This is a genomic window from Frigoribacterium sp. ME-P-080 (genome assembly GCF_030209595.1).
In the GTDB taxonomy this organism is placed as follows: Bacteria; Actinomycetota; Actinomycetes; order Actinomycetales; family Microbacteriaceae; genus Frigoribacterium.
In genome coordinates this window covers 117,907-139,696 of the sequence record NZ_JARVRR010000009.1, presented here as the reverse complement: position 1 = coordinate 139,696, position 21,790 = coordinate 117,907, and the positions used below count along the sequence as shown (strand labels likewise).

Genomic DNA, 21,790 nt, shown 5'->3' with positions numbered 1-21,790 from the left:
CCGGCCTGGGGACGAGCCGCCCCCGACACCGCGGTCAGGAGGCGCGGGCCGCCACGAGCGGGACGCCCACCTCGAGCGCGTCGCTGCGCACCGTGGCGACCGCCAGTCGCACGAGGCGCACCGCGCACCAGCAGAACAGCACCACGAGAAGGCCGTTGCGGGCACCCAGGACGAGCACGGCGACCGGGTTGAGCTCGATCAGCGGCCGGTAGAGGATCGGGAACACGAGCGTCGTGAGCCCCGAGGCCCAGGCGGTCAACACGGCGGGCGTCCGGAACGCCTCGGGACGCGAGGCGTAGCCCACGGCCACGATCGGCACGATCCAGAGCAGGTACTGCGGCGACCCCACCTTGTTGAAGACCACGAACGCGAGCGTGAGGGTGAGGGCGCCGAGCAGCACGGTGCCGAACTCGTCGCCGCGATCGCGAGCCGGGACGACGGCCGCGGTGGGCGCCGAGCCCGCCGCCCCGCGCCTCCCGGGCTCGGCCCACCGGGGCAGCCCGAAGGTCGCCACGGCCAGCACGCCGGCCAGCAGCACGAGGACGGCGAGCATGACCTGCGTGCTGTCGTTGATCATCCAGGTGTCGCCCGGGCCCATGACCTCGCGCGTCGCGAGGGCGACGTTCTGGTAGACCGAGGCGCCGGGGACGCGCAGCATGGCCATCCAGAGCCAGGGCGTCGAGAGGGTCGCCTCGAGCTGCATCGCCCGTCCCGACTGCATCGTCACGAAGCTCGTGATGTCGTCGGCCCCGCGGCCGAGCAACACGCACGACACGACGACCATGGTGACGAGCACGCCCCCGCGCAGCACGACCGCCCGGTGACGCGACCCGACGACGACCGCCGCGATGACGGCGGCGGGCCAGACCTTGATCCAGGTCGCCGCGGCGAGCAGCAGCCCGGCCACCCGCGGACGCGTGGACAGCAGCATGAGGGCGGCGACGACCAGCGGCGCGCTGAACCCCTCGAGCCGGAGGAAGGCCACGGGGCTGAGCACGAGCGTCACGAGCAGCCACCACCAGGCTGCCCGGTTGTCGACCGTGCGACGACCGCGGTCGGTCAGCAGCCAGAGCGCGACGGCGTTGAGGGCGGTCAGCAGGGCCAGCCAGACGAACTGGTAGTGCTGTTCGCCGAAGACGTTCGGCAACACGATCGGGACGATCGCCCCGGCCGGGTAGACCCACGAGAAGTCGAGGACCGGCCAGACGCCCTCGCTCAGGGCCCCCGTCGCCCACAGGCGGTAGAGCGGCAGGTCGCCGCTGACCCCGCCGCCGATCATCAGCGGCGTCAGCGCCAGGAACACGGCGGCGTGCACGGCGACGAAGCCGTAGAGCAGCCCGCGCGGATGCGCCTGCACGCGCGACCAGGTCCGGCGGAGGCGCGTGGGGAGGGGCGCAGGCGCGACGGCGCTCGAGGTGGTCACGCCTCGAATGTACGGCCGCGTCCTTGCCGTTGTCTTTCCGGCAGGTGAATCCATCGGAAGATCACTCTCGAGACGGAGGTCCGACCGGTGTACGGTGCCGACCATGGACCGACGACGTTCCGCAGACGCAGGCGAGGTCACCCCGCCGACCGACGACACGCACGCACCCGACGAGCTCGGAAGCGTCGACGACGACCTGGCCGTCGACCGGGGGCGCCCGATCGGCTTCTGGTTGAGGCTCGTCGACGGGCTGATCGACCGGCGCTTCGAGGAGGTCCTCGACGAACACGGGGTCACCCGCCGGCAGTGGCAGCTGCTCAACCTGCTGGAGCGCGGCCCAACGACCCGCGCAGCACTCGACGGAGCCGTCGCGCCCTTCCTCGACCCGGCCACGGGCGAGTCCAGCTCGGACCACCTCGCCGAGCTGGTCGAGAGCGGCTGGGTGAGCCTCGCGACCGACGGGGTCGGTGACGATCGCTACGCCCTCACCGAGCGCGGGAGCCTCGCGCACCGCAAGCTCGTCGACGTGGTCGAGGGCATCCGCGACGAGACGGTCCGGGGGGCCGAGCCGGGAGCCCACGCGACCACGGTGCGCTTCCTGCGCAGGGCTGCACTCAACCTCGGCTGGCGCCCCTGAGCGCCCGGCCTGCCCGCGGGCCGAGGGCCGAGGGCCGAGGGGCTAGGGGCTAGGGGCTAGGGGCGAGGGCCGACGACCGCAGGAGGCGCGGCGTCAGCCCCGCAGGAACACCCACCAGATCATGAGCATCGTCACGACGAACCCGCTCACGAAGTTGAGCGCCAGGAAGCGTCGCCACCCGCGGTTGACCTCTTCGGCCCGGTCGTCGGTCACGTTCCACCAGGGGGCGCAGCTGATCGCGTAGGGCAGGGTGAGCAGGGCCGCCAGCGGGCCGGGCCACTCGGTGAAGGTCAGCAGCACGCCGGCCAGCAGGTAGGCCACCACCGAGAGGCGGACGGTCGCCCGGGCGCCGATCTCGGTCGCGATCGACGAGATGCCGCCCTCGCGGTCGGCGAGAACGTCCTGCACGGCTCCGAACGCGTGGCTCGCGACGCCCCAGAGGAAGAACGCGCCGAGCAACGCCCACAGCTGGGGCGTGAACGTCGCCCCGGCCAGCACGAGACCGTAGACGGCCGGGCTGACGAAGTGCGTGCTCGAGGTGACCGAGTCGACGAAGGGGCGCTCCTTGAAGCGCAGGCCGGGAGCCGAGTAGGCGATCACGGCGAAGACGCTGACGGCGAGCACGAGCCAGCTGAGCGGGTCGCCGATCGCCACGAGGAACACCAGGAAGGGGACGTTCGTGACCACTGCGGCGCGCAACGTCGTGCGGTGCAGGCTGCGGTCGAGCAGTGCACCCTCGACGCCGCCCTTGCGCGGGTTGTGCAGGTCGCTCTCGTAGTCGAAGACGTCGTTGATGCCGTACATCGCGAGGTTGTAGGGGATCAGGAAGTACAGGGCGCCGACGATCAGCACGAGCCAGTTCACCGGGCCGAGGGCGTTCTCGTCCGCGAAGAAGAGGACGGCCTCCGTGCCGGTCGGCGTCACGTCGACCTGGGACAACGGCTGGTACGACCCCAGGTAGCCGGTCGTCACCGGTGCGAGCAACGAGGTCAGCACGTAGGCCGCGGCGAACGGGAACGCCGTGTTGATCCAGCTCAGGGGCCGGGACGAGACGAACAGGGCCTTGATCGTGTTCACGAGCGCGCCTCCTCGACGGTCGTCGACCCGCCGGCCGCCGGCGCCGCGGGGGTGCGGGGCGTCTTCGGGCCGCCGAGCAGCACCCACACCGACGGCAGCAGGACGAGGGCCGCGACCGCGTAGGCGAAGTCCTCGAGCGGGGCGATGCCGACGAAGACCCCGCTGATCCGGGCGGCGTCGTAGCCGACCAGCCCGATCCCGATCATGACGTTGTCGAACACGGCGGTCATCACGAGCAGCACGCCTGTCGCCAGGCCCGCCCCCAGCAGCTGCTCGCGCCGCCGCCGCGACCTCTCGGCCGGGGACGAGGAGGCGCGCGCGGCCCGGCCACGCACGCCTGCGGTCACCAGCGCCAGCACCCCGAGCACCGCGACGATCGACAGGAACACCGCGTTGACGGCCCAGTAGGTCACGACGCCACGCCGTCCACCGATCGACCGGCCTGCGTGGAGCTCGCGTCACGTCGGTCGAGCACGACCGCCGCAGCCATCCGGGCCGCGGCCAGCAGGTTCATCGTCAGGTAGCAGAGCAGCGTCAGGAAGAAGACCTCTTCGAGCGGCAGCTCGGTCGCCACCAGCACGCCGGTCATGAACGAGGTCTCGCCGCGGAAGAAGATGCCGAGGTCGATGCCGACGACGTCCCAGACCAGGAAGAACACGACGCCGACCAGCAGCGTCACCGCCGCCCGGGGCACGTCGCGCCAGAAGAACAGGCGGAACCTGCGGTCGAGCATCACCATGCCGAACAACGAGACGAGCAACGCCGCGAGGTAGACGAACCCCATCAGCCGACGGCGGGCTCGGGGAGCGGCTCGGTGCTGGTGTCGCCGCGCAGGTTCTTGAGCAGCACCTCGGCGCTGATCAGGCACATCGGCAGGCCGATGCCCGGACGGACCGACCCGCCGGCGTAGAACAGCGAGTCGACGTGCGTCGAGACGTTGCCGGTGCGGAACAGGGCGCTCTGGGCGAGCGTGTGCGCGGGGCCGAGCATGCTGCCGCTCCAGGCGTTGACGTCGTCGACGAAGTCGCGCGGACCACGGGTGCGCCGCACCACGATCCGCTCGGCGAGGTCGGGCACGTGCGCCCACTCGGCGATCTGGGCGATGACGCCGTCCGCGAGACGCTCGATCATCGGATCGCCGTCACCGTCGACGTCGCCCGAACCGAGGGCCGGGTCGGCGGGCAGCGGCACCAGGACGAAGAGGTTCGTGTGCCCGGCGGGCGCGGTCGAGGGGTCGACGGTGCTCGGCTTGCAGACGTACAGCGACGGCGGGTCGGGGATGCGCTTGTCGGCGCCGAAGATGCGCTCGAAGTTCTCGTGCCAGTCGCGGGCGAAGAGCAGCGTGTGGTGCTCGAGCTCGGGGATCTCGCCCTCGACGCCCAGGTAGAGCAGCAGGGCGCTCGGCCCGGGGTTCTTCTTCGCCCAGTACGACGAGTCGTAGGTGCGCAGCTCGTGGGGCAGGAGCTGCGTCTCGGTGTGGTGCAGATCGGCCGCGCTCACGACGAGGTCGGCGTCGACGCGGTGCGTCGCTCCCTCGGCGTCGGTCCAGTCGACCCCGGTCGCCTCGGCGGTCGCCTTCGAACCGCGCGGCAGCGCTGCGCCCTCGGCCCCGAGGGGCTGCGTCACGATCCGGGTCACGGTCGCGCCGGTCACGACGGTCACCCCGGCCTCGACGGCCACGTCGCGGATCGCCTCGATCACCGAGATGAGGCCGCCCTGCGGGTACAGCACGCCGTCGTCGAGGTCGAGCGTGCTCATGAGGTGGTACATGCTCGGCGTGTCGAACGGCGACGAGCCGAGGAAGACCGCGGGGTACCCCAGGATCTGACGGAGGCGCGGGTCGGTCACCGTGCGGGACGCGTACGAGTCGAGGCTCGTCAGCAGCAGCCGGGCCAGCTTCGGCAGGCGGACCAGCACGTCTCCGCGCAGCAGGGGCGTGAGGCTGCCGAAGCTCGTGTAGAGGAACCGCCGTTTGGCGATCTCGTAGGTGTCGCGGGCGGACCGGAGGTACCGGCGCATGCGCTCACCGCTGCCCGGTTCGACGCGCTCGAACAGCTCGACGTTCTCTTCCAGGCCGCGCGGGACGTCGATCGGCGCACTCGCCGCGGGGTCGTCGGGCGTGGGCTCGAACAGCACGCGGTAGCCCGGGTCGAGTTCGACGAGGTCGAGGCGCTCGGCGGCCGACGTGCCCATCAGGCGGAAGAAGTGGTCGAAGACCTCGGGCATGAGGTACCAGCTCGGGCCGAGGTCGAAGCAGAAGCCCTCGTGGCTCCACGACCCGGCACGGCCACCGACCTCGTCGTTCTTCTCGAGCAGGGTGACCTCGTGGCCCTCGCGGGCGAGCAGCGCAGCCGAGGCCAGGCCGCTGATGCCGCCGCCGATCACGACGACGCGGCGGCCGTGGCGGGTGACGCTCAGGCCGTGCGACTCGTCGGACGCCCCGGTGCCCGCACCCGTCGCCCCGCGGTCGACCGTGTCGCGGCTCATGCGCGGGCCTCGGGCAGCCGGGTGACGCGACCGGCGGCGGCGCCCGCGGCGATGCGCACCTTGACCGGGTTCGGAACGCGCACGCGCGCCCGGACCAGCGAGGAGGCGGGGGTCGCCTCGAGACGCCGGTTCAGCTCGGCGAACAGGCCGTGGGCCAGTGCCACCGCCCGACGCGAGGACGTCGGCAGCACGGGGATGATCTCGCCGCTCACGCGGAGGTCGTCGTCGATGTCTCGCACCAGTCTCGTCTTGGTCTGCTCGTCGAACGTGGTCACGTCGACTCCGGGGAAGTAGCTGCGGCCGAGCTGCTCGAAGTCGGCCGCGAGGTCACGCAGGAAGTTGACCTTCTGGAAGGCCGCACCGAGGCGCCGGGCGCCCTCTTCGAGTTCGGCGACCGTGCTCGGGGGGAAGGGGTGCCCGTGGAGGAACGCCTTGAGGCACATCAGGCCGACGACCTCGGCCGACCCGTACACGTAGGCGTCGAACGAGGCCTGGTCGTGCTCGCGGGCACTGAGGTCGGCCCGCATCGACGCGAAGAACGGTGCGGTGAGCTCGGCACCGAACCCGGTGGCGCGGGCGGTGCGGGCGAAGGCGTGCACGACCAGGTTGGGGCTGAAGCCCTCGACCAGGGCCCGCTCGGTCTCGGCCTCGAAGCCGTCGAGCAACCGGCCCGCCGCGTCGGTGCCCAGACCGGCCTCGGTCGCGGGGCCGTCGACGATCTCGTCCGCCACGCGCACGAGCGCGTACACGTTCTCGACGTGCTGCCGCACCTCGCCGCCCAGCAAGCGCGAGGCCAGTCCGAACGACGTCGAGTAGCGGCGGATCACGCCTCCCGCGGTCGCGTCGGCCACGGAGTCGTACAACGACAAGCCCGTCATCGCACCCTCTCGAGGACGTCCTGGACGACCGGCGTCAACGCCTCGCGCAACGACTCGGGCACCTCGGCCCGGTCGAGCACGTCGAGCGCACGGCGGGCGTGCTGCTCGACGAGTCCCTCGGCGAAGGAGCGGGCGCCGCAGACCTCGAGGCGACCCCGGACGTGCTCGGCCTCGGCCTCGCTGAGGTCGGCCTTGCCGATGAACGGCTGGATCGTGAACCACTCGTCGGTCGTCGCGGCGTGGGCGACGAGCACCGTGCGCTTGCCCTCGCGGAGGTCGCCGCGGGTGGTCTTGCCGGTGGCCTCTTCGGTGCCGAAGACCCCGAGCAGATCGTCGACCACCTGGTACGCGACCCCGACCTCGCGGCCGAAGTCGCCGACCGCCGTGACGACGGCCTCGCCCGCGCCCGCCAGCACGGCACCCGCCTGCAGCGGTGCCTCGAACGAGTAGACGGCCGTCTTGGCGCGCTCCATGTCGAGGATCTCGTCGACGGTCGGCAGTTCGGCGGCCAGGGAGAACTCGACGTCGACCATCTCTCCGCCCGCGCTGACGAAGATCGCCTCGTCGAGCAGGTCGAGCAAGCGCGTGCGGACGTGGTCCTGGCAGCCGATGCCGAGCAGCATGCGACTGGCCCCGGTCAGGGCGAGGTCGCCGGCGATGACGGCGGCCGACATGCCCCGGTGTTCGGCCGCGGGGGTCGGGATGCCCGCCGTCGTCGCGGTGTCGCGGTAGCTGCCCGAGACGTTGGGGATGCCGCGTCGCGAGAAGTCGCGGTCGATGACGTCGTCGTGGACGATCAGGGCCGTGTGCAGCAGCTCGAAGGCCGCGCCGACCCGGGCCACGGCCTCGTCGTCGGTGCCCCCGAGGGCGTCGTAGGCCGTGAAGACCATGCGGGGCCGGAAGCGCTTGCCCCCGGCGCTGTTGCGCTCGAGCACCGACCAGAGATCGACGTAACGCCAGCCCACGGACTCGGCGCGGCGCTTGGCCAACGCGAAGAAGTCGTCGAGGACGGCGTCGACACGATCGTGTCTCGCCCGCGTGCCTGCGTGCAGGTGATCACCGTCCACCAGGGCAGACTACCTCTCATGACCCGTGAGATCTCGACGCATCCCCAGCCGACGTCCGGTGACCGCCCGGGCGCGCACGACGAGCTCGTGGTGCTCCTCGACGACGAGGGCACGCCCATCGGCACGACCGCGAAGGCGACCGTGCACACCGCCACGACGCCATTGCACCTGGCGTTCAGCTGTCACGTCACCGACGACCTCGGCCGCGTCCTGGTCACCCGTCGAGCCCTGTCGAAGAAGACCTGGCCCGGCGTCTGGACCAACTCGTTCTGCGGCCACCCCGCCCCCGGCGAGACGCCCGCCGAGGCGTTGATGCGGCGCGCCCACCAAGAGCTCGGCATGGAGGTCCGCGACGTCGAGGTGATCCTGCCCGAGTTCCGGTACCTCGCCACGGACGCCTCGGGCGTGGTCGAGAACGAGATCTGCCCGGTCTTCACGGCCCGCGCCGTCGGCCTGCCCGATCCCTCGCCCGACGAGGTCGCCGAGTGGGCGTGGGTCGAGCCCGGAGAGCTGCGCGACGCGGTCGCGGCGGCACCCTTCGCCTTCTCGCCCTGGTTGGGCTGGCAGCTGGCCGCCTGGCCCACCTGAGCGGGGCGCAGGACGAAGGCTCCTCCGGGGACGACGAAGGCGCGAGCCGGATCGCCTGACCCGGCCCGCGCCTCCTGCGGTCCTGTTGTTCGACGCCGCCTAGCGCGGACGCATCGCGTACGCCGCGGGGCAGTCGAACGGGTCGCGGGCCGAGAGGCCGACGCGGTTGAGGTACCGGATGACGATCGCGTACGACTTGCCGATCGTCGTCTCGGTGTAGGGGATGCCGTGCTCGGCGCAGTGCGCCTTCACCAGGGCGCTGGCCGCGCGCAGGTTCGGACGCGCCATGCTCGGGAAGAGGTGGTGCTCGATCTGGTAGTTCAGCCCGCCCATGAAGGCGGTCGAGTGCCGACCCGTGATGTTGCGCGAGGTGAGCACCTGCTTGCTCAGGAAGTCGACCTTCGCACCCTCGGGGATGATCGGCATGCCCTTGTGGTTCGGGGCGAAGGACGACCCCATGTAGAGGCCGAAGACGGCCATCTGCACGCCGATGAAGGCGAAGGCCATGCCGAGCGGCAGGAACCAGAAGACGACGCCGAAGTAGGCGACGAGGCGCACGGCGATGAGCGTGATCTCGAGCGCGCGGCCCTCGACCTTGTCACGGCCGAGCAGCGTGCGGAACGAGGTCACGTGCAGGTTGACGCCCTCGCCGAGCAGCAGGGGGAAGAAGAAGTAGCCCTGACGGCGGGTGATGAAGCCGAGCACGCCGCGCTGCTTCGCCGCGTCCTCTTCGAGGAACGAGATCGTGTCGAACGCGATGTCGGGGTCTTTGCCCTTGGTGTTCGGGTTGGCGTGGTGGCGGCTGTGCTTGGTCATCCACCACGCGTAGCTGATGCCCACGACGCCGGCCGCGAGGACGCGACCGACCTTGTCGTTGCGCGTGCCCGACTCGAACACCTGGCGGTGCGCGGCCTCGTGCGTGAGGAACGCGAACTGCGTGAGGATGACGCCGAGGGCCGCGGCGATCAACAGCTGGAACCAGCTCGAGCCCAACAGGACGAACCCGGTGGCCGCGCCGCCGAGGCACGCGACGAGGACGACGAAGACCGTCACGTAGAAGCCGGTGCGGCGTTGCAGCAGGCCCGCCTCGCGCACGGACTTGAGCAGGCTCGAGTACGTGCTGGTCGGCTTGCCGACCTGTCCGGCGACGGTGGGGCGGAACCCGGCGGGTGCCGCACCTGCCGGTGCGTGGACGATGCGCGGGTACGCGGTTCGGGGGGTCGTGGGGACGGTGGCGGTCATCGGGCTCCCGCGGCTGGTCGACTTCTCAGCCGGGTGGATGGGCCGGAGGCGGCCCGAAGATGGTGCGAACGTAACGGCGTGGGCTGGGAAGGTGTCGGGAGGTCGCCGTGCAGGAGGGTTGCGGCTTCTCGTATTTCACACGTAACCTATCGTCGATGACAGCGAGTTTCGTCGAGCGGCTCCGCGGGGTGGTGCACGACCTCGAGCAGGCGCCCTACAGAACGGGCGAACGCGACGCCCATCAGGGCCACGGCCTGCGGGACTCCGCCCTCGGGGCGGCGGCGTCGGACGCACCGGCGCACGAGATCGAGATCTCCGGGCTCGAGGTCCTCGTCGGGCTCTGGCCCGACGCGAAGGACGGCCACGGTTCATGGCTCGGAGGCGGCACCGTGGTGGGCATCGGGCCACGGCCCGCCACGGTCGTGGCGGGCTACGCCGACCTGCTCTTCGTGAGCACCGAGGGCGCCCGACGCACCTACTACCGACTGCTCACCGCCGACCACCCCGACCCCGACGTCGCGACGGTGCGCCTCCTCGAGTGCGTGAAGGAGGTCCGGCCCGGCTGGCGGTCCACGTGGGCCGACACGACCACCGCCTACACCCGGGTCAGCCGGTTGCCGACCGGCGTGCGGATCGCGGTGGGGCTGGACACGGCCGAGGGGCTGGCCTCCACCCGACGTTCGCTGGACGGTGTGCTCGCGGGGTTGTCGCTCGAGGCCGAGGGGGTGCTGCGGGTGACGCCTGCCCACATGGCACGTCAGCTCGGGACGCTCAGGGGCCGCGGCTGGCCGTTGACGCTCGGCACCGTCCGCCGCTTGGCGTTCAGGAGCGCGCGGTAAACTCGGCGGGTCCCCCACCCGTGAAAGAGGTCTCGTGACGCCTGCGCACCACGACTCCGGCGCGACCGCCCCCGTGGCGTCGCCCGACCCCTCGGGCAGGGGCGTCGACCCGTCGCTCTCCGCGTACTGGCCCGTCCCCGTGCTGCGTGCCGTCCCGGCCCTCGCGGCCGCGGCGGCCATCACCTTCAACCCCGACCACTCGCCCCAGGTCGGCCTGCTGACCTTCGGGGCGGCGGCGGTCGCCGGCGGTGTCGTGCTCGCCGTCGGATCGGCCCTGCGCCTCCACGACCGCTCGAGCCGCACCATCGCCGTCCTGCAGGGCGTCGTCGGTGCCGTGATCGGCGCCCTCTGCCTCGTCTTCTCGCACGGCCAACTGCCCGTGCTGGTCGCCTTCGTCACGGCCTGGGCCGTGCTGACCGGCGGCCTCGAACTGCTCACCGGCCTGCGACGTCGTCGTCGCTCGCCGCTCGCCCGTGACTGGACGACCGTCGGCGTGCTCACCCTGGTGCTGGCCCTGGTTTTCCTGGTCGTCCCGCCGGACTACAGCCAGCAGCTCGGCGGCATCGAGCAGATCGAGGGCGAACTGACCTCCTCGACCGTGCTCGTCGGCATCCTGGGCGCCTACGGCGCCCTGGTCGGCGTGTTCCTCGTGATCGCCGGCCTCTCGCTCAAGTGGCAGACCGGGCACCCGGCCCCTGCCGACACCCCTGACGACAAGGGACGAACGTCATGACCCACCCCACCTGGCGCGACCGGTTCCGCCCCGCCGAGTTCCTCGGACTGTCGGGCGTCTTCGCCGCCTTCGTCGGCCTCGTCGTCCTCATGACGACGCGCGACCTCCAGCTGGCGCTGATCTTCCTCTGCATCGGCTTCATCGTCGCGCTCGTCACCATCGCCATGCTCGCGCTCGCGGCCAAGCCCAACGACGACGAGCGACACGAGATCGACGACGCCGACAAGCCGCGGGGCCACTGACGCTGGTCGACCGCCGCGGCCTCCCGGCCTCTCGGTCGCTGCCCGTCGGCCGCCGCTCCGTCGCTGCCCGTCGGCCGCTGCTCCGTCGCTGCCCGTCGGCCGCTGATCCGTCGCGCGGCGCCCTCGGGCGCGCGGGCCGTCCTGACGGGCCGACCCGCGCCTCCTGGGGTCAGGCCAGGCGGTCGACGAGCTGCGCCGCGATGCCCGTGTAGGTCGCCGGGGTCAGGGCCACGAGGCGCTGCTTGGCCTCGTCGGACACGTCCAGGCCCTCGACGAACGCGACCAGTTCGGCCTGGCCGACGCGCTTGCCGCGGGTCAGCTCCTTGAGCATGGCGTAGGGGTCGTCGATCGAGGATCGTCCGGCGACGACCTCGGCGCGGATGACGGTCTGGATGGCCTCGGCGAGGACCTCCCAGTTGGAGTCGAGGTCGGACTCGAGGGTCACGGTGCCGACGGCGATCTCGCCGAGGCCGCGACGCAGGTTGTCGAGCGCGAGCATCGAGTGGCCGAACGCGACCCCGATGTTGCGCTGCGCCGACGAGTCGGTGAGGTCGCGCTGCTGGCGGCTGGTGACCAGGGTCGAGGCCAGCGAGTCGAAGAGCGCCGACGAGATCTCGAGGTTGGCCTCGGCGTTCTCGAAGCGGATCGGGTTGATCTTGTGGGGCATGGTCGACGAGCCGGTCGCCCCCGCCTGCGGGATCTGCGTGAAGTAGCCCATCGAGATATACGACCACACGTCGGTGGCGAGGTTGTGCAGCACCCGGTTGGCGTGGGCGACGCGCGAGTAGAGCTCGGCCTGCCAGTCGTGCGACTCGATCTGCGTCGTCAGCGGGTTGAAGGTCAGCCCCAGGGCGTCCTCGACGAAGGAGCGGGCCGTCTCGGGCCAGTCCAGCCCGGGGTCGGCGACGACGTGGGCCGAGAACGTGCCGGTCGCTCCGCTGAACTTGCCGAGGAACTCGGTGCCGACGATCTGCGAGCGCAGACGCTGCAGGCGGTGCGCGAACACGGCGAACTCCTTCCCGACCGTGGTCGGCGTCGCCGGCTGCCCGTGGGTGTGCGCGAGCATCGGCACGTCGCGGGCGTCGGTGGCCCAGGTGGTGAGGGCGGCGAGCACGGCGTCGAAGGCCGGGAGCCAGACGTCGAACAGGGCCCCCTTGACGGTGACCGCGTACGACAGGTTGTTGATGTCCTCACTGGTGCAGGCGAAGTGGGTGAGTTCGGCGATCCCGTCCAGCCCGAGCTCGGCCAGCCGTGCCCGCACGAAGTACTCGACGGCCTTGACGTCGTGACGGGTCGTCGCCTCGAGGCCGGCGAGTTCGTCGATCGCCGCCTGGCCGAAGTCGGTGACGACGGCCCGCAGCGCCCGCTTCTGCTCGTCGTCGAGCGGCGTCGAGCCGAACGCACGGCGGTCGGTCTGGGCGATCAGCCATTCGACCTCGACGTGCACGCGGGCCCGGTTCAGCCCCGCCTCGCTGAGGTGGTCCCCCAACGTGCCGACCGACGAGCGGTAGCGGCCGTCGAGCGGGCTGAGGGGCTGAGGAGGCAACGTCATGACTGTCCCTTGCGGAGTGCGGGTTCGATCTGGCGGAAGAGGGCCGAGCAGGCGCGCTCGACCATGTCGAGCACCTCGTCGAAGAGTGCTGCGTCGGAGTAGTACGGGTCGGGGACGTCGAGACCGCCACCCGCCGGCGCCGCGTCGGGAGCGAAGGTGAGCAGCAGCTGCACCTTCGAGCGGTCGGCGTCGTCGCCTGCCCAGGCCCGGAGGATGCGTTCTTGGCCGCGATCGAACGCCACCACGAGGTCGTAGCGTGCGAAGTCGTCGGCCTCGAACTGCTTCGCCCGGTGCCGGGAACCATCGTAGCCGCGGCGCTCCAGGGCCTCGACGGTGCGGGGATCGGCCCCCTCGCCGACGTGCCAGTCGCCGGTGCCCGCGCTCGTGACCTCGACCCGGTCGCCGAGGCCCGCGTCGTCGGCGAGCGAGCGCAGCACGGTCTCGGCCATGGGCGAGCGACAGATGTTGCCCGTGCAGACGAAGCAGATGCGGAACCGGTTCACCGCTTCCGGTCACCCCGCCCGACCACGGGGCGGACGACGACGCCGATGGCCCAGGCGAAGACCGCGAGCACGACGGCACCGATCACGCCCCACCAGAAACCGTCGATCGTCAACCCGAAGCCGAAGAGATCCGAGATCCACGCCACGATCAGCAGCAGCAGCCCGTTCACGATCAACGCGATCAGGCCGAGCGTCAGGATGTAGAGGGGGAAGGCCACCACCCGGATCGCCGTGCCGACCACGCCGTTGACGATGCCGAAGACCAGGGCGAGCAGCAGGAAGGTCACGATCGTCTCGAGGGTGCCCCCTGCTCCGTAGGGCGTCACCGTCACCCCCGACACGAGCAGCGTGGTGAGCCACAGGGCCACCGCGTTGATGAGCAGCCTCACGACGAATCGGGTCATCCCCCCATCATGCCGACCTCTCCTCCACGGGCGGTAGTGCCCGACCGGATCCCCCGAGGAGGCGCGGTGCCCTGCCGCGACGCGGCCCCCGCCCCATAGGCTGGCCGCGTGACCACTCCCGTCCGACTCCGTCCCGAGATCGCCGCCCTCCCGCCCTACCGCCAGGGCAAGCAGGCGTCCCCCGACGCCTTCAAACTGTCGTCGAACGAGAACCCGTTCGAGCCCCTCCCCTCGGTCGTCGAGGCCGTCCGTGGCGCCGTCTCGCTGAACCGCTACCCCGACGCCTCGGCGACGGCCCTGCGGACCGCCCTCGCCACCCGGTTCGGCGTCACCGTCGACGAGGTGCACGTCGGCGCGGGGTCGGTCTCGTTGCTGGCCCAGTTCGTGCTCGCCGCGGCCTCGGTCGGCGACGAGGTCGTCTACGCCTGGCGTTCGTTCGAGGCCTACCCGGGGCTCGTCACGGTGGCCGGTGCGACGAGCGTCCAGGTGCCGCTGCGGGCCGACGGGGGCCACGACCTCGAGGCCATGGCCGCGGCCGTCACCGACCGCACCCGCGTCGTCATCGTCTGCTCCCCCAACAACCCGACGGGCACCACGGTGTCGACGGGCGAGTTCGAGTCGTTCATGGCCGCGGTGCCCGACGACGTGCTCGTGCTGCTCGACGAGGCGTACGCCGAGTTCGTCACCGACAGCACGGCCGTCGACGGCGAGACGCTCACCGAGCTGCACCCGAACCTCGTCCTGCTGCGCACCTTCTCGAAGGCGTACGGGCTGGCCGCACTCCGCGTCGGGTACGCGATCGGCGCCTCCTACCTGCTCGACGCCGCGCGGGCCACGGCCATCCCCCTCGCCGTCACCGAGCAGGGCGCGGCCGCGGCCCTCGCCTCGCTCGACCACGCCGACGAGCTGCTCGGGCGGGTCGACCGCATCGTCCTGCTGCGCGACCAGGTGCGACGCGCCCTGATCGACCAGGGGTGGACGGTGCCCGAGGCGCAGGGCAACTTCGTCTGGCTCGCCACGGGCGAGCACACGGCGGCCGCCGCCCAGGTGTTCGCCGACCACGGGGTCGTCGTCCGGCCGTTCGCGGGCGAGGGCGTGCGCGTCACGATCGGCGAGCCGTCGTCGGTCGACAAGCTGCTGCACGCCGCCCAGCAGATCGTCGACCTTACATCCCGGTGACGGCATATGCCGCGGAATAGATTGGACGCCATGTCTTCCTCCGAAGCGACCGACGCGCCGCCGCCCGTCCAGCTCCTGTCGCCGTCGGGCGAGGTGGTCGAGTCGGCTGCGGCCGACGAGTTCCGCCCCTACGTCGACGCCCTCGGCGACGACGGACTCCGCGCCCTGCACCGCGACATGGTGCTGACGCGTCGATTCGACCGCGAGGCCGCGGCACTCGCGCGCCAGGGGCAGCTCGCCCTCTGGGTGCCGAGCCACGGCCAAGAGGGGGCCCAGGTCGGCCTGGCCCACGCGACCCGCCCGCAGGACCACCTCTTCCCGTCCTACCGCGAGCACGCCGTCGCGCTGTCGCGCGGCATCGACCCGGTCGACATCCTGCGTCTGCTGCGCGGTCACACGCACGGCGGCTGGAACCCTGCCGAGCACCAGAACTTCCACGTCTACACGCTGGTGATCGGTTCGCAGACGCTGCACGCGACCGGCTTCGCCATGGGGCTCGGCCTCGACGGCAAGAGCGGCACGGGCGATCCCGAGGTCGACCAGGCCGTGGTCACGTTCTTCGGCGACGGGGCGACCAGCCAGGGAGACGTCAGCGAGGCCCTGGTCTTCGCCGCGAGCTTCCAGACCCCCGAGCTGTTCTTCCTCCAGAACAACCAGTGGGCGATCAGCGTGCCGGTCGCGCGCCAGTCGCGCACGCCGCTCGTCGCCCGGGCCGGCGGCTTCGGCATCCCCGGCACGCAGGTCGACGGCAACGACGTGCTCGCGAGCTACGCCGTCAGCCGCCGCGACCTCGAGGCCGCCCGCGGCGGCGGCGGGCCCCGCTTCATCGAGGCGCTCACCTACCGCGTCGGCGCGCACACCTCGTCCGACGACCCCACCAAGTACCGCACCGACGACGAGCTGCAGTCCTGGATCGCCCGCGACCCGATCACGCGCTTCGAGGCCTTCCTGCGGAACCGAGGCGAGGGGGACGCGTTCTTCGCCGGCCTCGAGACCGAGGGCGACGACCTCGGAGCCGACGTCCGTCGGCGCACGGTCTCGCTGCCGAACCCCGACCGCGGCCTCATCTTCGACCACGTGTACTCCGAGCCGCACCCGCTCATGACCGAGCAGAAGCAGTGGCTGGCGACCTACGAGCAGAGCTTCGGCGGCGCGGGCGAGACCGCGACCACCGACGAGGGGGCAGCATGACCGACACCGTCGAGAACCCGACCGGCACGACCGAGTCGAGCCGCGCCTCCGTGCAGTCCATGCCGCTCGGCAAGGCGATCAACGCCGGCCTCCGCAAGGCCATGGCCGACGACCCCCGCGTCCTGCTGATGGGCGAAGACATCGGCACGCTCGGCGGCGTCTTCCGCGTGACCGAGGGGCTGCAGGCCGAGTTCGGCGACAAACGCGTCATCGACACCCCCCTCGCCGAGTCCGGCATCGTCGGCACCGCCATCGGACTCGCGATGGGTGGCTTCCGCCCGGTCTGCGAGATCCAGTTCGACGGCTTCATCTACCCCGGCTTCGACCAGATCACGTCGCAGCTCGCCAAGCTGACCAACCGGCACGAGGGCACCCTGACGATGCCCGTCGTGATCCGCGTGCCCTACGGCGGGCACATCGGCGCGGTCGAGCACCACCAGGAGAGCCCCGAGGCGTACTTCGCCCACACCGCGGGCCTGCGCGTCGTCAGCCCGAGCACGCCGCACGACGCCTACTGGATGATCCAGGAGGCGATCGCGTCGAACGACCCCGTCATGTTCTTCGAGCCCAAGAGCCGTTACTGGCCCAAGGGCGACGTCGACCTGAGCGACCCGCAGGCACCGCTGCACGCGAGCCGCGTCGTCCGGACGGGCACCGAGGTCACCCTGCTGGGGCACGGCGCGATGGTCAGCGTTCTGCTGCAGGCGGCCGAGATCGCGGCGGCCGAGGGCGTCTCGGCCGAGGTGGTGGACCTGCGGTCGCTCTCCCCCGTCGACTACGGGCCCATCCTCGAGTCGGTCCGGAAGACCGGGCGCCTCGTCGTGGCGCAGGAGGCCCCCGGTTTCGTGTCGGTCGGCTCCGAGATCGCCGCCACCGTCGCCGAGAAGGCCTTCTACTCGCTCGAGGCACCCGTCCTGCGCGTCAGCGGCTTCGACACGCCCTTCCCTCCCGCCAAGCTCGAGACGCAGTACCTGCCCGACGCCGACCGCGTGCTCGAGGCGGTCGACCGGGCCCTGGCCTACTAGGAGTCACGACATGACCAGCGAATTCACCCTGCCCGACGTCGGCGAGGGCCTGACCGAGGCCGAGATCGTCGAATGGAAGGTCGCCCCCGGCGACAGCGTCGAGATCAACCAGGTGCTCGTCGAGATCGAGACCGCGAAGTCGCTCGTCGAGCTCCCCTCGCCCTACGCCGGCGTGGTCGAGAGCATCCTCGTCGAACCGGGTACCACGGTCGACGTCGGCACCCCGATCATCCGGGTCGGCGACTCGACGGCACCCGCGACCCCGTCGGGTCGGGCCGCCGAGTCCGAGTCCCTCGAGTCGGGCGGACTCGCCCGCACGGCGCAGGTCGTGTCGCAGAACGAACAAGCACTCTCCGCGCAGCGTGCCCGCCAGGCCGAGCCCGCGGCGTCCGCCACCCCGGTGCAGAGATCCTCCCCCGCCGCTCCGGCCCGCTCGGCCGACGCGGTCAGCGCCGACGGCGACACCGGCTCGGTGGCGCACGCCCCCGAGGCCCCGGCCGACTCGGGGTCGGGTGCCGTGCTCGTGGGCTACGGCGCCGCGGGGGGTCACGGAGCGACCCGTCGCCGCCGACCGTCGCAGACCGAGGTCGACGCCCGGCAGCTGCGCGTCGCCGAGCAGGCCCGGCGGCGCCCGACCACGTCGGTGCCCGCCGCCCAGGCCCTGCCGATCATCGCGAAGCCGCCCATCCGCAAGCTCGCCAAAGACCTCGAGGTCGACCTCGCCGTCGTCCAGCCGACCGGCCTGGCCGGAGAGGTCACCCGCGACGACGTCATCCGTCACGCCCAGCAGGCCAGCGTGTTCCGCAACATCGAGACGCCCGAGTGGGGCGAGGAACGCGTCGAGCGCATCCCCGTCAAGGGCGTCCGCAAGGCCATCGCCGCGGCCATGACGTCGTCGGCGTTCACCGCCCCGCACGTCAGCCTGTTCGTCGACGTCGACGCCACCCGCACGATGGAGTTCGTCAAGCGGTTGAAGGCGTCGCCGCAGTTCGCCGGCGTCAAGGTCTCGCCGTTGCTGATCATGGCCAAGGCGATCATCTGGGCCGTGCGACGCAACCCGATGGTCAACTCGGCCTGGACCGACCGCGAGATCCTCGTCCGGCACTTCGTCAACCTCGGCATCGCCGCGGCCACCCCGCGTGGCCTCATCGTGCCGAACGTCAAGGAGGCCCAGTCGATGAGCCTGCTCGAGCTGGCCCAGGCCCTCGAACAGCTGACGCTGACCGCCCGAGACGGCAAGACGACGCCGGCCGACATGCGGGACGGCACGATCACGATCACCAACATCGGCGTCTTCGGCATGGACACCGGCACGCCGATCCTCAACCCGGGCGAGGTCGCGATCGTGGCCCTCGGCACGATCAAGCCCAAGGCCTGGGTGGTCGACGGCGAGGTCCGCTCGCGCATGGTGACGACGATCGGGGCGAGCTTCGACCACCGCGTGGTCGACGGCGACGTCGCCAGCCGGTTCGTGGCCGACGTGGCGAGCGTCCTCGAGGAGCCCGCGCTCCTGCTCGACTGAGCCCGCGCCTCCTCGTCCGTTCCTGGGAACCCTGCGGGCGGCCGGGCCCCGACCTGGCTGGGGACGGACGGCGTGCAGTAACGTCGAGGGCAGGACGACCGGTCATGACCAGATGGGACCACCCTCGGGCGCGACGGACGAGGGGGCCCATGACCGACCGCATCACCGACGGAGCCGTGCCGAAGCACGAGCAGTTGCGCTCCATCGTCCAGCGGCTCGCGGCCGGTCAGCAGCCCGGCTCGGCGATCGCCAGCGAGCGCCAGCTGATGCTCGAGTACGGCGTCAGCCGGATCACGGTCCGCGAGGCCGTGGGGCAGCTCGTGAACGAGGGCTGGCTGACCCGCGTGCGGGGCAAGGGCACCTTCGTGGCCCACCGCGTGGTCCAGTCGACGCTGCACCTCGCCTCGTTCACCGACGAGATGACGAAGCTCGGCCACGTGCCGAGCACGATCGTGCTGGTCAAGGCCGAGACGGCTCCCCCGCCCGAGACGGCCGCGGCCCTCGGACTCGAGGACGGCGCCTCGGCGTTCCACGTCAAGCGCCTGCGCCTGGCCGACGGCGTGCCGGTCAGCATCGACGACGGCTGGTACCCCGCGGACCGGCTGCCCGGGCTGCTCGACCACGACCTGAGCCGTTCGCTCTACCGGACCCTCGACGGCGACTACGCGACGCCGATCACCCGCGCGACCCAGACGGTCAGCGCCGAGGGGGCCGACGCCGACGTCGCCACGCTGCTCGGCACGAGCGAGGGCGCCCCGGTGATGTACTTCGACCGGATCTCGTTCGCCGGCGACGTCCCGCTCGAACACGCCAAGAGCTGGTACCGCTCCGACCGCTACCGCCTGCAGATGCAGGTCGAGTCGGGCACGACGCCCGACTGACTCCTGGCCGCGCCGTGTCGGCCTCAGAGGTCGAAGAGGGGCTCCCCCGAGGCGACGGTCGTGCCGACGGCCTGCTGCGGGACGCTGTCCGGGGCGCTGTCGAGCACGACGACCGGGATGACGGCCGAGTAGCCCGCCTCGGCCACGACGGCCGGGTCGAAGCGGACGACGACGTCGCCCGCCGCGACGGTCGCCCCCTCGGCCACGACGAGCTCGAAGCCCTCGCCGCCGAGCTTGACCGTGTCGATGCCGACGTGCACGAGCAGGCCGGTGCCCGACCCGCCCACGACGACGAACGCGTGCGGGTGCAGCTTGACGATCTCGCCGGCGACCGGCGAGACGACGGAGACCACACCCCCTCCAGGAGGCGCGCTCGGCTCGACCGCGACGCCCGCGCCCACGAGCTGCCCGGCGAAGACGGCGTCGGGCACCTCGGCGAGCGCCGTCACCCGGCCGGCGACGGGCGAGACGACCGTGGTCACGGCAGCAGGTCGTTGATGTCTTCGGCGAGCGAGTCGGCGATCGTGCCGACGATCACCTGGACGCTGCCCCCCGCGTGGACGACGGCGGTGGCTCCCGCCGCCTTGAGGGCGGCGTCGTCGACGAGCGAGATGTCCCGCACGTCGGTGCGGAGGCGCGTGATGCAGCCCTCGATCTCCTCGATGTTGTCGGCGCCGCCGAGTCCGTCGATCATGGCCTGTGCTTTCGACATGAGCTGTTCTCCTCCGTGGGTCGGTCGCTCGCGGCGACGAGGGTGTCGTCCTAGTTGACACCACCCGTCGGTCTGAGGAAACTACCACTCACTGGTCATGACCGGACAGGACCGGAGGCTCCGCGCTCGACGCGACCCGCGCCTCCGGAACCGCCCCACCCGCACGACACCCGACCCACCCCGCACCACGGCTGCTCACCGACGAGAGGACCACCTGATGACGACGACGACCGAGTCGGCCCCGACCAAGAAGAGGGGCTCGGCCGCCTTCGCGGTGCTGCAGCGCCTCGGGCGCAGCCTCATGCTGCCGATCGCGGTGCTCCCGGCGGCGGGCATCCTGCTGCGACTCGGGCAGGCCGACCTGCTCGGCGCGATCCCCGGCTTCGAGACGGGCGCCTCGGTGATCGGCGCCGCCGGGCAGGCGGTCTTCACCTGGCTGCCGCTGATCTTCGCGGTCGGCATCGCGATCGGCTGGGCGAAGAAGTCGGACGGTTCGACGGCCCTCGCCGCGGTCGTCGGCTACATGGTGATCGACGGCGTCTTCAAGGCCATGTCGCCGGTCGTGCTCGCGGGCCGCGAGACCCCGACGGGCGACCCCGAGGTCATCAACTACGGCGTGCTGGCCGGCATCGTGATGGGCATCCTCTCGGCGATGATCTGGCAGCGCTTCTACCGCACGAAGCTGCCCGACTTCCTCGGGTTCTTCTCGGGCCGTCGCATGGTGCCGATCCTCACCGCCGTCACGGGCCTGGTCGTCGGCGTCGTCATGTCGTTCATCTACCCCCTGTTCAACAACGCCCTCACCGGCATCGGCCAGGCGGTCGCGTCGAACGACGTGGTCGGCAGCGGCATCTACGGCGTCGCCAACCGCCTGCTGATCCCCACCGGCCTGCACCACATCCTCAACTCGGTCGTCTGGTTCCTGGTCGGCGACTACACCAACGCCAGCGGCGAGATCGTCCGGGGCGACCTGAACCGCTTCTTCGCCGGCGACCCGAGCGCCGGCGTGTTCATGACCGGGTTCTTCCCGATCTTCATGTTCGCCCTGCCCGCCGCGGCCCTGGCGATCTGGCGTCACGCCCGCCCCGAGAAGAAGAAGCTGATCGGCGGCATCATGCTGTCGACCGCGCTGACGGCGTTCATCACGGGCATCACCGAGCCGCTCGAGTTCTCGTTCATGTTCGTCGCCTGGCCGCTGTACGTGATCCACGCGGTGCTGACCGGCACGTCGATGATGCTGGTCAACGCACTCGACATCCACACCGGGTTCACCTTCTCGGCGGGGTTGATCGACTACGTGCTGAACTTCAACATCTCGCAGAACTCGATCTGGCTCATCCCGATCGGGCTCGGCTACGCGGTCGTCTACTACGTCCTCTTCAGCTTCGTCATCAAGAAGTGGAACCTCAAGACGCCCGGGCGCGAGGACGACGACGCCGCCGGCGCCGAGTCCGTCGAGGCCGCCACGAAGGCCTAGGCGCGCTGCGACACCCCCTGTCCGGCCTCACACCCTCGGAACAGGGGGTGTCGTGCCGAGGAGGGGGTGTCGCGCTGTCTCGGGACGCGGGAGGCGCGCTCGGCCGACCCGCGCCTCCTCGTTTTGACAAT

General features: G+C 71.4%; 24 protein-coding genes. 11 read left to right on the top strand and 13 right to left on the bottom strand.

Annotated features, from left to right (window positions below; genetic code table 11):
- Positions 1-34: 34 nt before the first annotated feature.
- Entirely contained in the window at positions 35-1,423 is a 1,389-nt protein-coding gene (locus QRN23_RS13785; protein WP_285063848.1) for a glycosyltransferase 87 family protein, read from the bottom strand.
- Positions 1,424-1,526: 103 nt separating this feature from the next.
- Here QRN23_RS13785 and QRN23_RS13780 point away from each other — a divergent pair, with 103 nt between their 5' ends.
- Positions 1,527-2,060: a MarR family winged helix-turn-helix transcriptional regulator gene (locus tag QRN23_RS13780; RefSeq protein ID WP_123570910.1), complete on the top strand. Its 534-nt coding sequence runs from the start codon at positions 1,527-1,529 to the stop codon at positions 2,058-2,060.
- Positions 2,061-2,153: 93 nt separating this feature from the next.
- On the opposite strand, the gene QRN23_RS13775 is transcribed toward QRN23_RS13780, so the two are convergent.
- Genes QRN23_RS13775 through QRN23_RS13750 form a run of 6 tightly spaced genes read right to left on the bottom strand, consistent with a single transcriptional unit; the run spans position 2,154 to position 7,569 of the window.
- Positions 2,154-3,137, bottom strand: coding sequence for a prenyltransferase (locus QRN23_RS13775; protein ID WP_285063847.1), 984 nt, complete (start codon positions 3,135-3,137; stop codon positions 2,154-2,156).
- Complete coding sequence (locus tag QRN23_RS13770; RefSeq protein ID WP_285063846.1) at positions 3,134-3,550, bottom strand: lycopene cyclase domain-containing protein; 417 nt, start codon at positions 3,548-3,550, stop codon at positions 3,134-3,136. Before QRN23_RS13770 ends, QRN23_RS13775 begins: the two co-directional genes overlap by 4 nt.
- Positions 3,547-3,921 (bottom strand): lycopene cyclase domain-containing protein, encoded by a 375-nt coding sequence (locus tag QRN23_RS13765; protein ID WP_200412632.1) that lies wholly within the window; start codon positions 3,919-3,921, stop codon positions 3,547-3,549. The genes QRN23_RS13770 and QRN23_RS13765 overlap by 4 nt, the downstream gene beginning before the upstream one ends.
- A complete protein-coding gene (gene crtI, locus QRN23_RS13760) occupies positions 3,921-5,624 on the bottom strand; it encodes a phytoene desaturase family protein (protein WP_285063845.1) in 1,704 nt (567 codons plus the stop codon). Before crtI ends, QRN23_RS13765 begins: the two co-directional genes overlap by 1 nt.
- On the bottom strand, positions 5,621-6,502 hold the full coding sequence (locus QRN23_RS13755) for a phytoene/squalene synthase family protein (RefSeq protein ID WP_285063844.1): 882 nt from the start codon (positions 6,500-6,502) through the stop codon (positions 5,621-5,623). Before QRN23_RS13755 ends, crtI begins: the two co-directional genes overlap by 4 nt.
- Positions 6,499-7,569, bottom strand: a complete 1,071-nt coding sequence (locus QRN23_RS13750; protein WP_233568416.1) for a polyprenyl synthetase family protein — start codon at positions 7,567-7,569, stop codon at positions 6,499-6,501. The genes QRN23_RS13755 and QRN23_RS13750 overlap by 4 nt, the downstream gene beginning before the upstream one ends.
- 18 nt (positions 7,570-7,587) lie before the next feature.
- On the opposite strand from QRN23_RS13750, the gene idi reads away from it, so the two are divergent.
- A complete protein-coding gene (gene idi, locus QRN23_RS13745) occupies positions 7,588-8,157 on the top strand; it encodes an isopentenyl-diphosphate Delta-isomerase (protein WP_123570911.1) in 570 nt (189 codons plus the stop codon).
- Between the two features lie 99 nt (positions 8,158-8,256).
- Here the strand turns inward: idi and QRN23_RS13740 are convergent, their stop codons facing one another.
- On the bottom strand, positions 8,257-9,399 hold the full coding sequence (locus tag QRN23_RS13740) for a fatty acid desaturase family protein (protein WP_159825601.1): 1,143 nt from the start codon (positions 9,397-9,399) through the stop codon (positions 8,257-8,259).
- 155 nt (positions 9,400-9,554) lie between these two features.
- On the opposite strand from QRN23_RS13740, the gene QRN23_RS13735 reads away from it, so the two are divergent.
- The 3 genes from QRN23_RS13735 to QRN23_RS13725 are packed head-to-tail and all read left to right on the top strand — an operon-like array spanning position 9,555 to position 11,213.
- Positions 9,555-10,238 (top strand): hypothetical protein, encoded by a 684-nt coding sequence (locus QRN23_RS13735; protein ID WP_285063842.1) that lies wholly within the window; start codon positions 9,555-9,557, stop codon positions 10,236-10,238.
- A 34-nt stretch (positions 10,239-10,272) separates the two neighbouring features.
- Positions 10,273-10,971 (top strand): DUF308 domain-containing protein, encoded by a 699-nt coding sequence (locus QRN23_RS13730; RefSeq protein ID WP_236556892.1) that lies wholly within the window; start codon positions 10,273-10,275, stop codon positions 10,969-10,971.
- Positions 10,968-11,213, top strand: a complete 246-nt coding sequence (locus QRN23_RS13725) for a hypothetical protein (RefSeq protein ID WP_043594098.1) — start codon at positions 10,968-10,970, stop codon at positions 11,211-11,213. Before QRN23_RS13730 ends, QRN23_RS13725 begins: the two co-directional genes overlap by 4 nt.
- Before the next feature lie 169 nt (positions 11,214-11,382).
- On the opposite strand, the gene purB is transcribed toward QRN23_RS13725, so the two are convergent.
- From purB to QRN23_RS13710, 3 genes are read right to left on the bottom strand one after another with little or no spacing between them, the layout of a single operon-like run.
- Positions 11,383-12,765, bottom strand: a complete 1,383-nt coding sequence (purB, locus tag QRN23_RS13720) for an adenylosuccinate lyase (RefSeq protein WP_285063840.1) — start codon at positions 12,763-12,765, stop codon at positions 11,383-11,385.
- Positions 12,762-13,214 carry a low molecular weight protein-tyrosine-phosphatase gene (locus QRN23_RS13715; RefSeq protein ID WP_199736314.1) on the bottom strand — a complete coding sequence of 151 codons (453 nt, stop codon included), beginning with the start codon at positions 13,212-13,214 and terminating at the stop codon, positions 12,762-12,764. Before QRN23_RS13715 ends, purB begins: the two co-directional genes overlap by 4 nt.
- A gap of 50 nt (positions 13,215-13,264) precedes the next feature.
- The gene (locus QRN23_RS13710) at positions 13,265-13,672 is read right to left on the bottom strand and encodes a phage holin family protein (protein WP_056049758.1); all 408 of its coding nucleotides are present in this window, start codon (positions 13,670-13,672) and stop codon (positions 13,265-13,267) included.
- Positions 13,673-13,780: 108 nt separating this feature from the next.
- On the opposite strand from QRN23_RS13710, the gene QRN23_RS13705 reads away from it, so the two are divergent.
- The 5 genes from QRN23_RS13705 to QRN23_RS13685 all read left to right on the top strand — a co-directional run bounded on the left by QRN23_RS13705 (position 13,781) and on the right by QRN23_RS13685 (position 19,470).
- Entirely contained in the window at positions 13,781-14,851 is a 1,071-nt protein-coding gene (locus tag QRN23_RS13705) for a histidinol-phosphate transaminase (RefSeq protein ID WP_123570916.1), read from the top strand.
- A 30-nt stretch (positions 14,852-14,881) separates the two neighbouring features.
- Entirely contained in the window at positions 14,882-16,042 is a 1,161-nt protein-coding gene (locus QRN23_RS13700) for a thiamine pyrophosphate-dependent dehydrogenase E1 component subunit alpha (protein WP_285063837.1), read from the top strand.
- 59 nt (positions 16,043-16,101) lie between these two features.
- Complete coding sequence (locus tag QRN23_RS13695; protein WP_370274458.1) at positions 16,102-17,067, top strand: alpha-ketoacid dehydrogenase subunit beta; 966 nt, start codon at positions 16,102-16,104, stop codon at positions 17,065-17,067.
- A gap of 10 nt (positions 17,068-17,077) precedes the next feature.
- Entirely contained in the window at positions 17,078-18,589 is a 1,512-nt protein-coding gene (locus tag QRN23_RS13690) for a dihydrolipoamide acetyltransferase family protein (RefSeq protein WP_285063835.1), read from the top strand.
- A 149-nt stretch (positions 18,590-18,738) separates the two neighbouring features.
- Positions 18,739-19,470, top strand: a complete 732-nt coding sequence (locus tag QRN23_RS13685) for a GntR family transcriptional regulator (RefSeq protein ID WP_285063834.1) — start codon at positions 18,739-18,741, stop codon at positions 19,468-19,470.
- Positions 19,471-19,493: 23 nt separating this feature from the next.
- On the opposite strand, the gene QRN23_RS13680 is transcribed toward QRN23_RS13685, so the two are convergent.
- Positions 19,494-19,952: a PTS sugar transporter subunit IIA gene (locus QRN23_RS13680; RefSeq protein ID WP_285063833.1), complete on the bottom strand. Its 459-nt coding sequence runs from the start codon at positions 19,950-19,952 to the stop codon at positions 19,494-19,496.
- Positions 19,949-20,182, bottom strand: coding sequence for a PTS sugar transporter subunit IIB (locus QRN23_RS13675; protein ID WP_054145886.1), 234 nt, complete (start codon positions 20,180-20,182; stop codon positions 19,949-19,951). Before QRN23_RS13675 ends, QRN23_RS13680 begins: the two co-directional genes overlap by 4 nt.
- A 217-nt stretch (positions 20,183-20,399) precedes the next feature.
- On the opposite strand from QRN23_RS13675, the gene QRN23_RS13670 reads away from it, so the two are divergent.
- The gene (locus QRN23_RS13670) at positions 20,400-21,659 is read left to right on the top strand and encodes a PTS transporter subunit EIIC (RefSeq protein ID WP_056049777.1); all 1,260 of its coding nucleotides are present in this window, start codon (positions 20,400-20,402) and stop codon (positions 21,657-21,659) included.
- Positions 21,660-21,790: the final 131 nt, after the last annotated feature.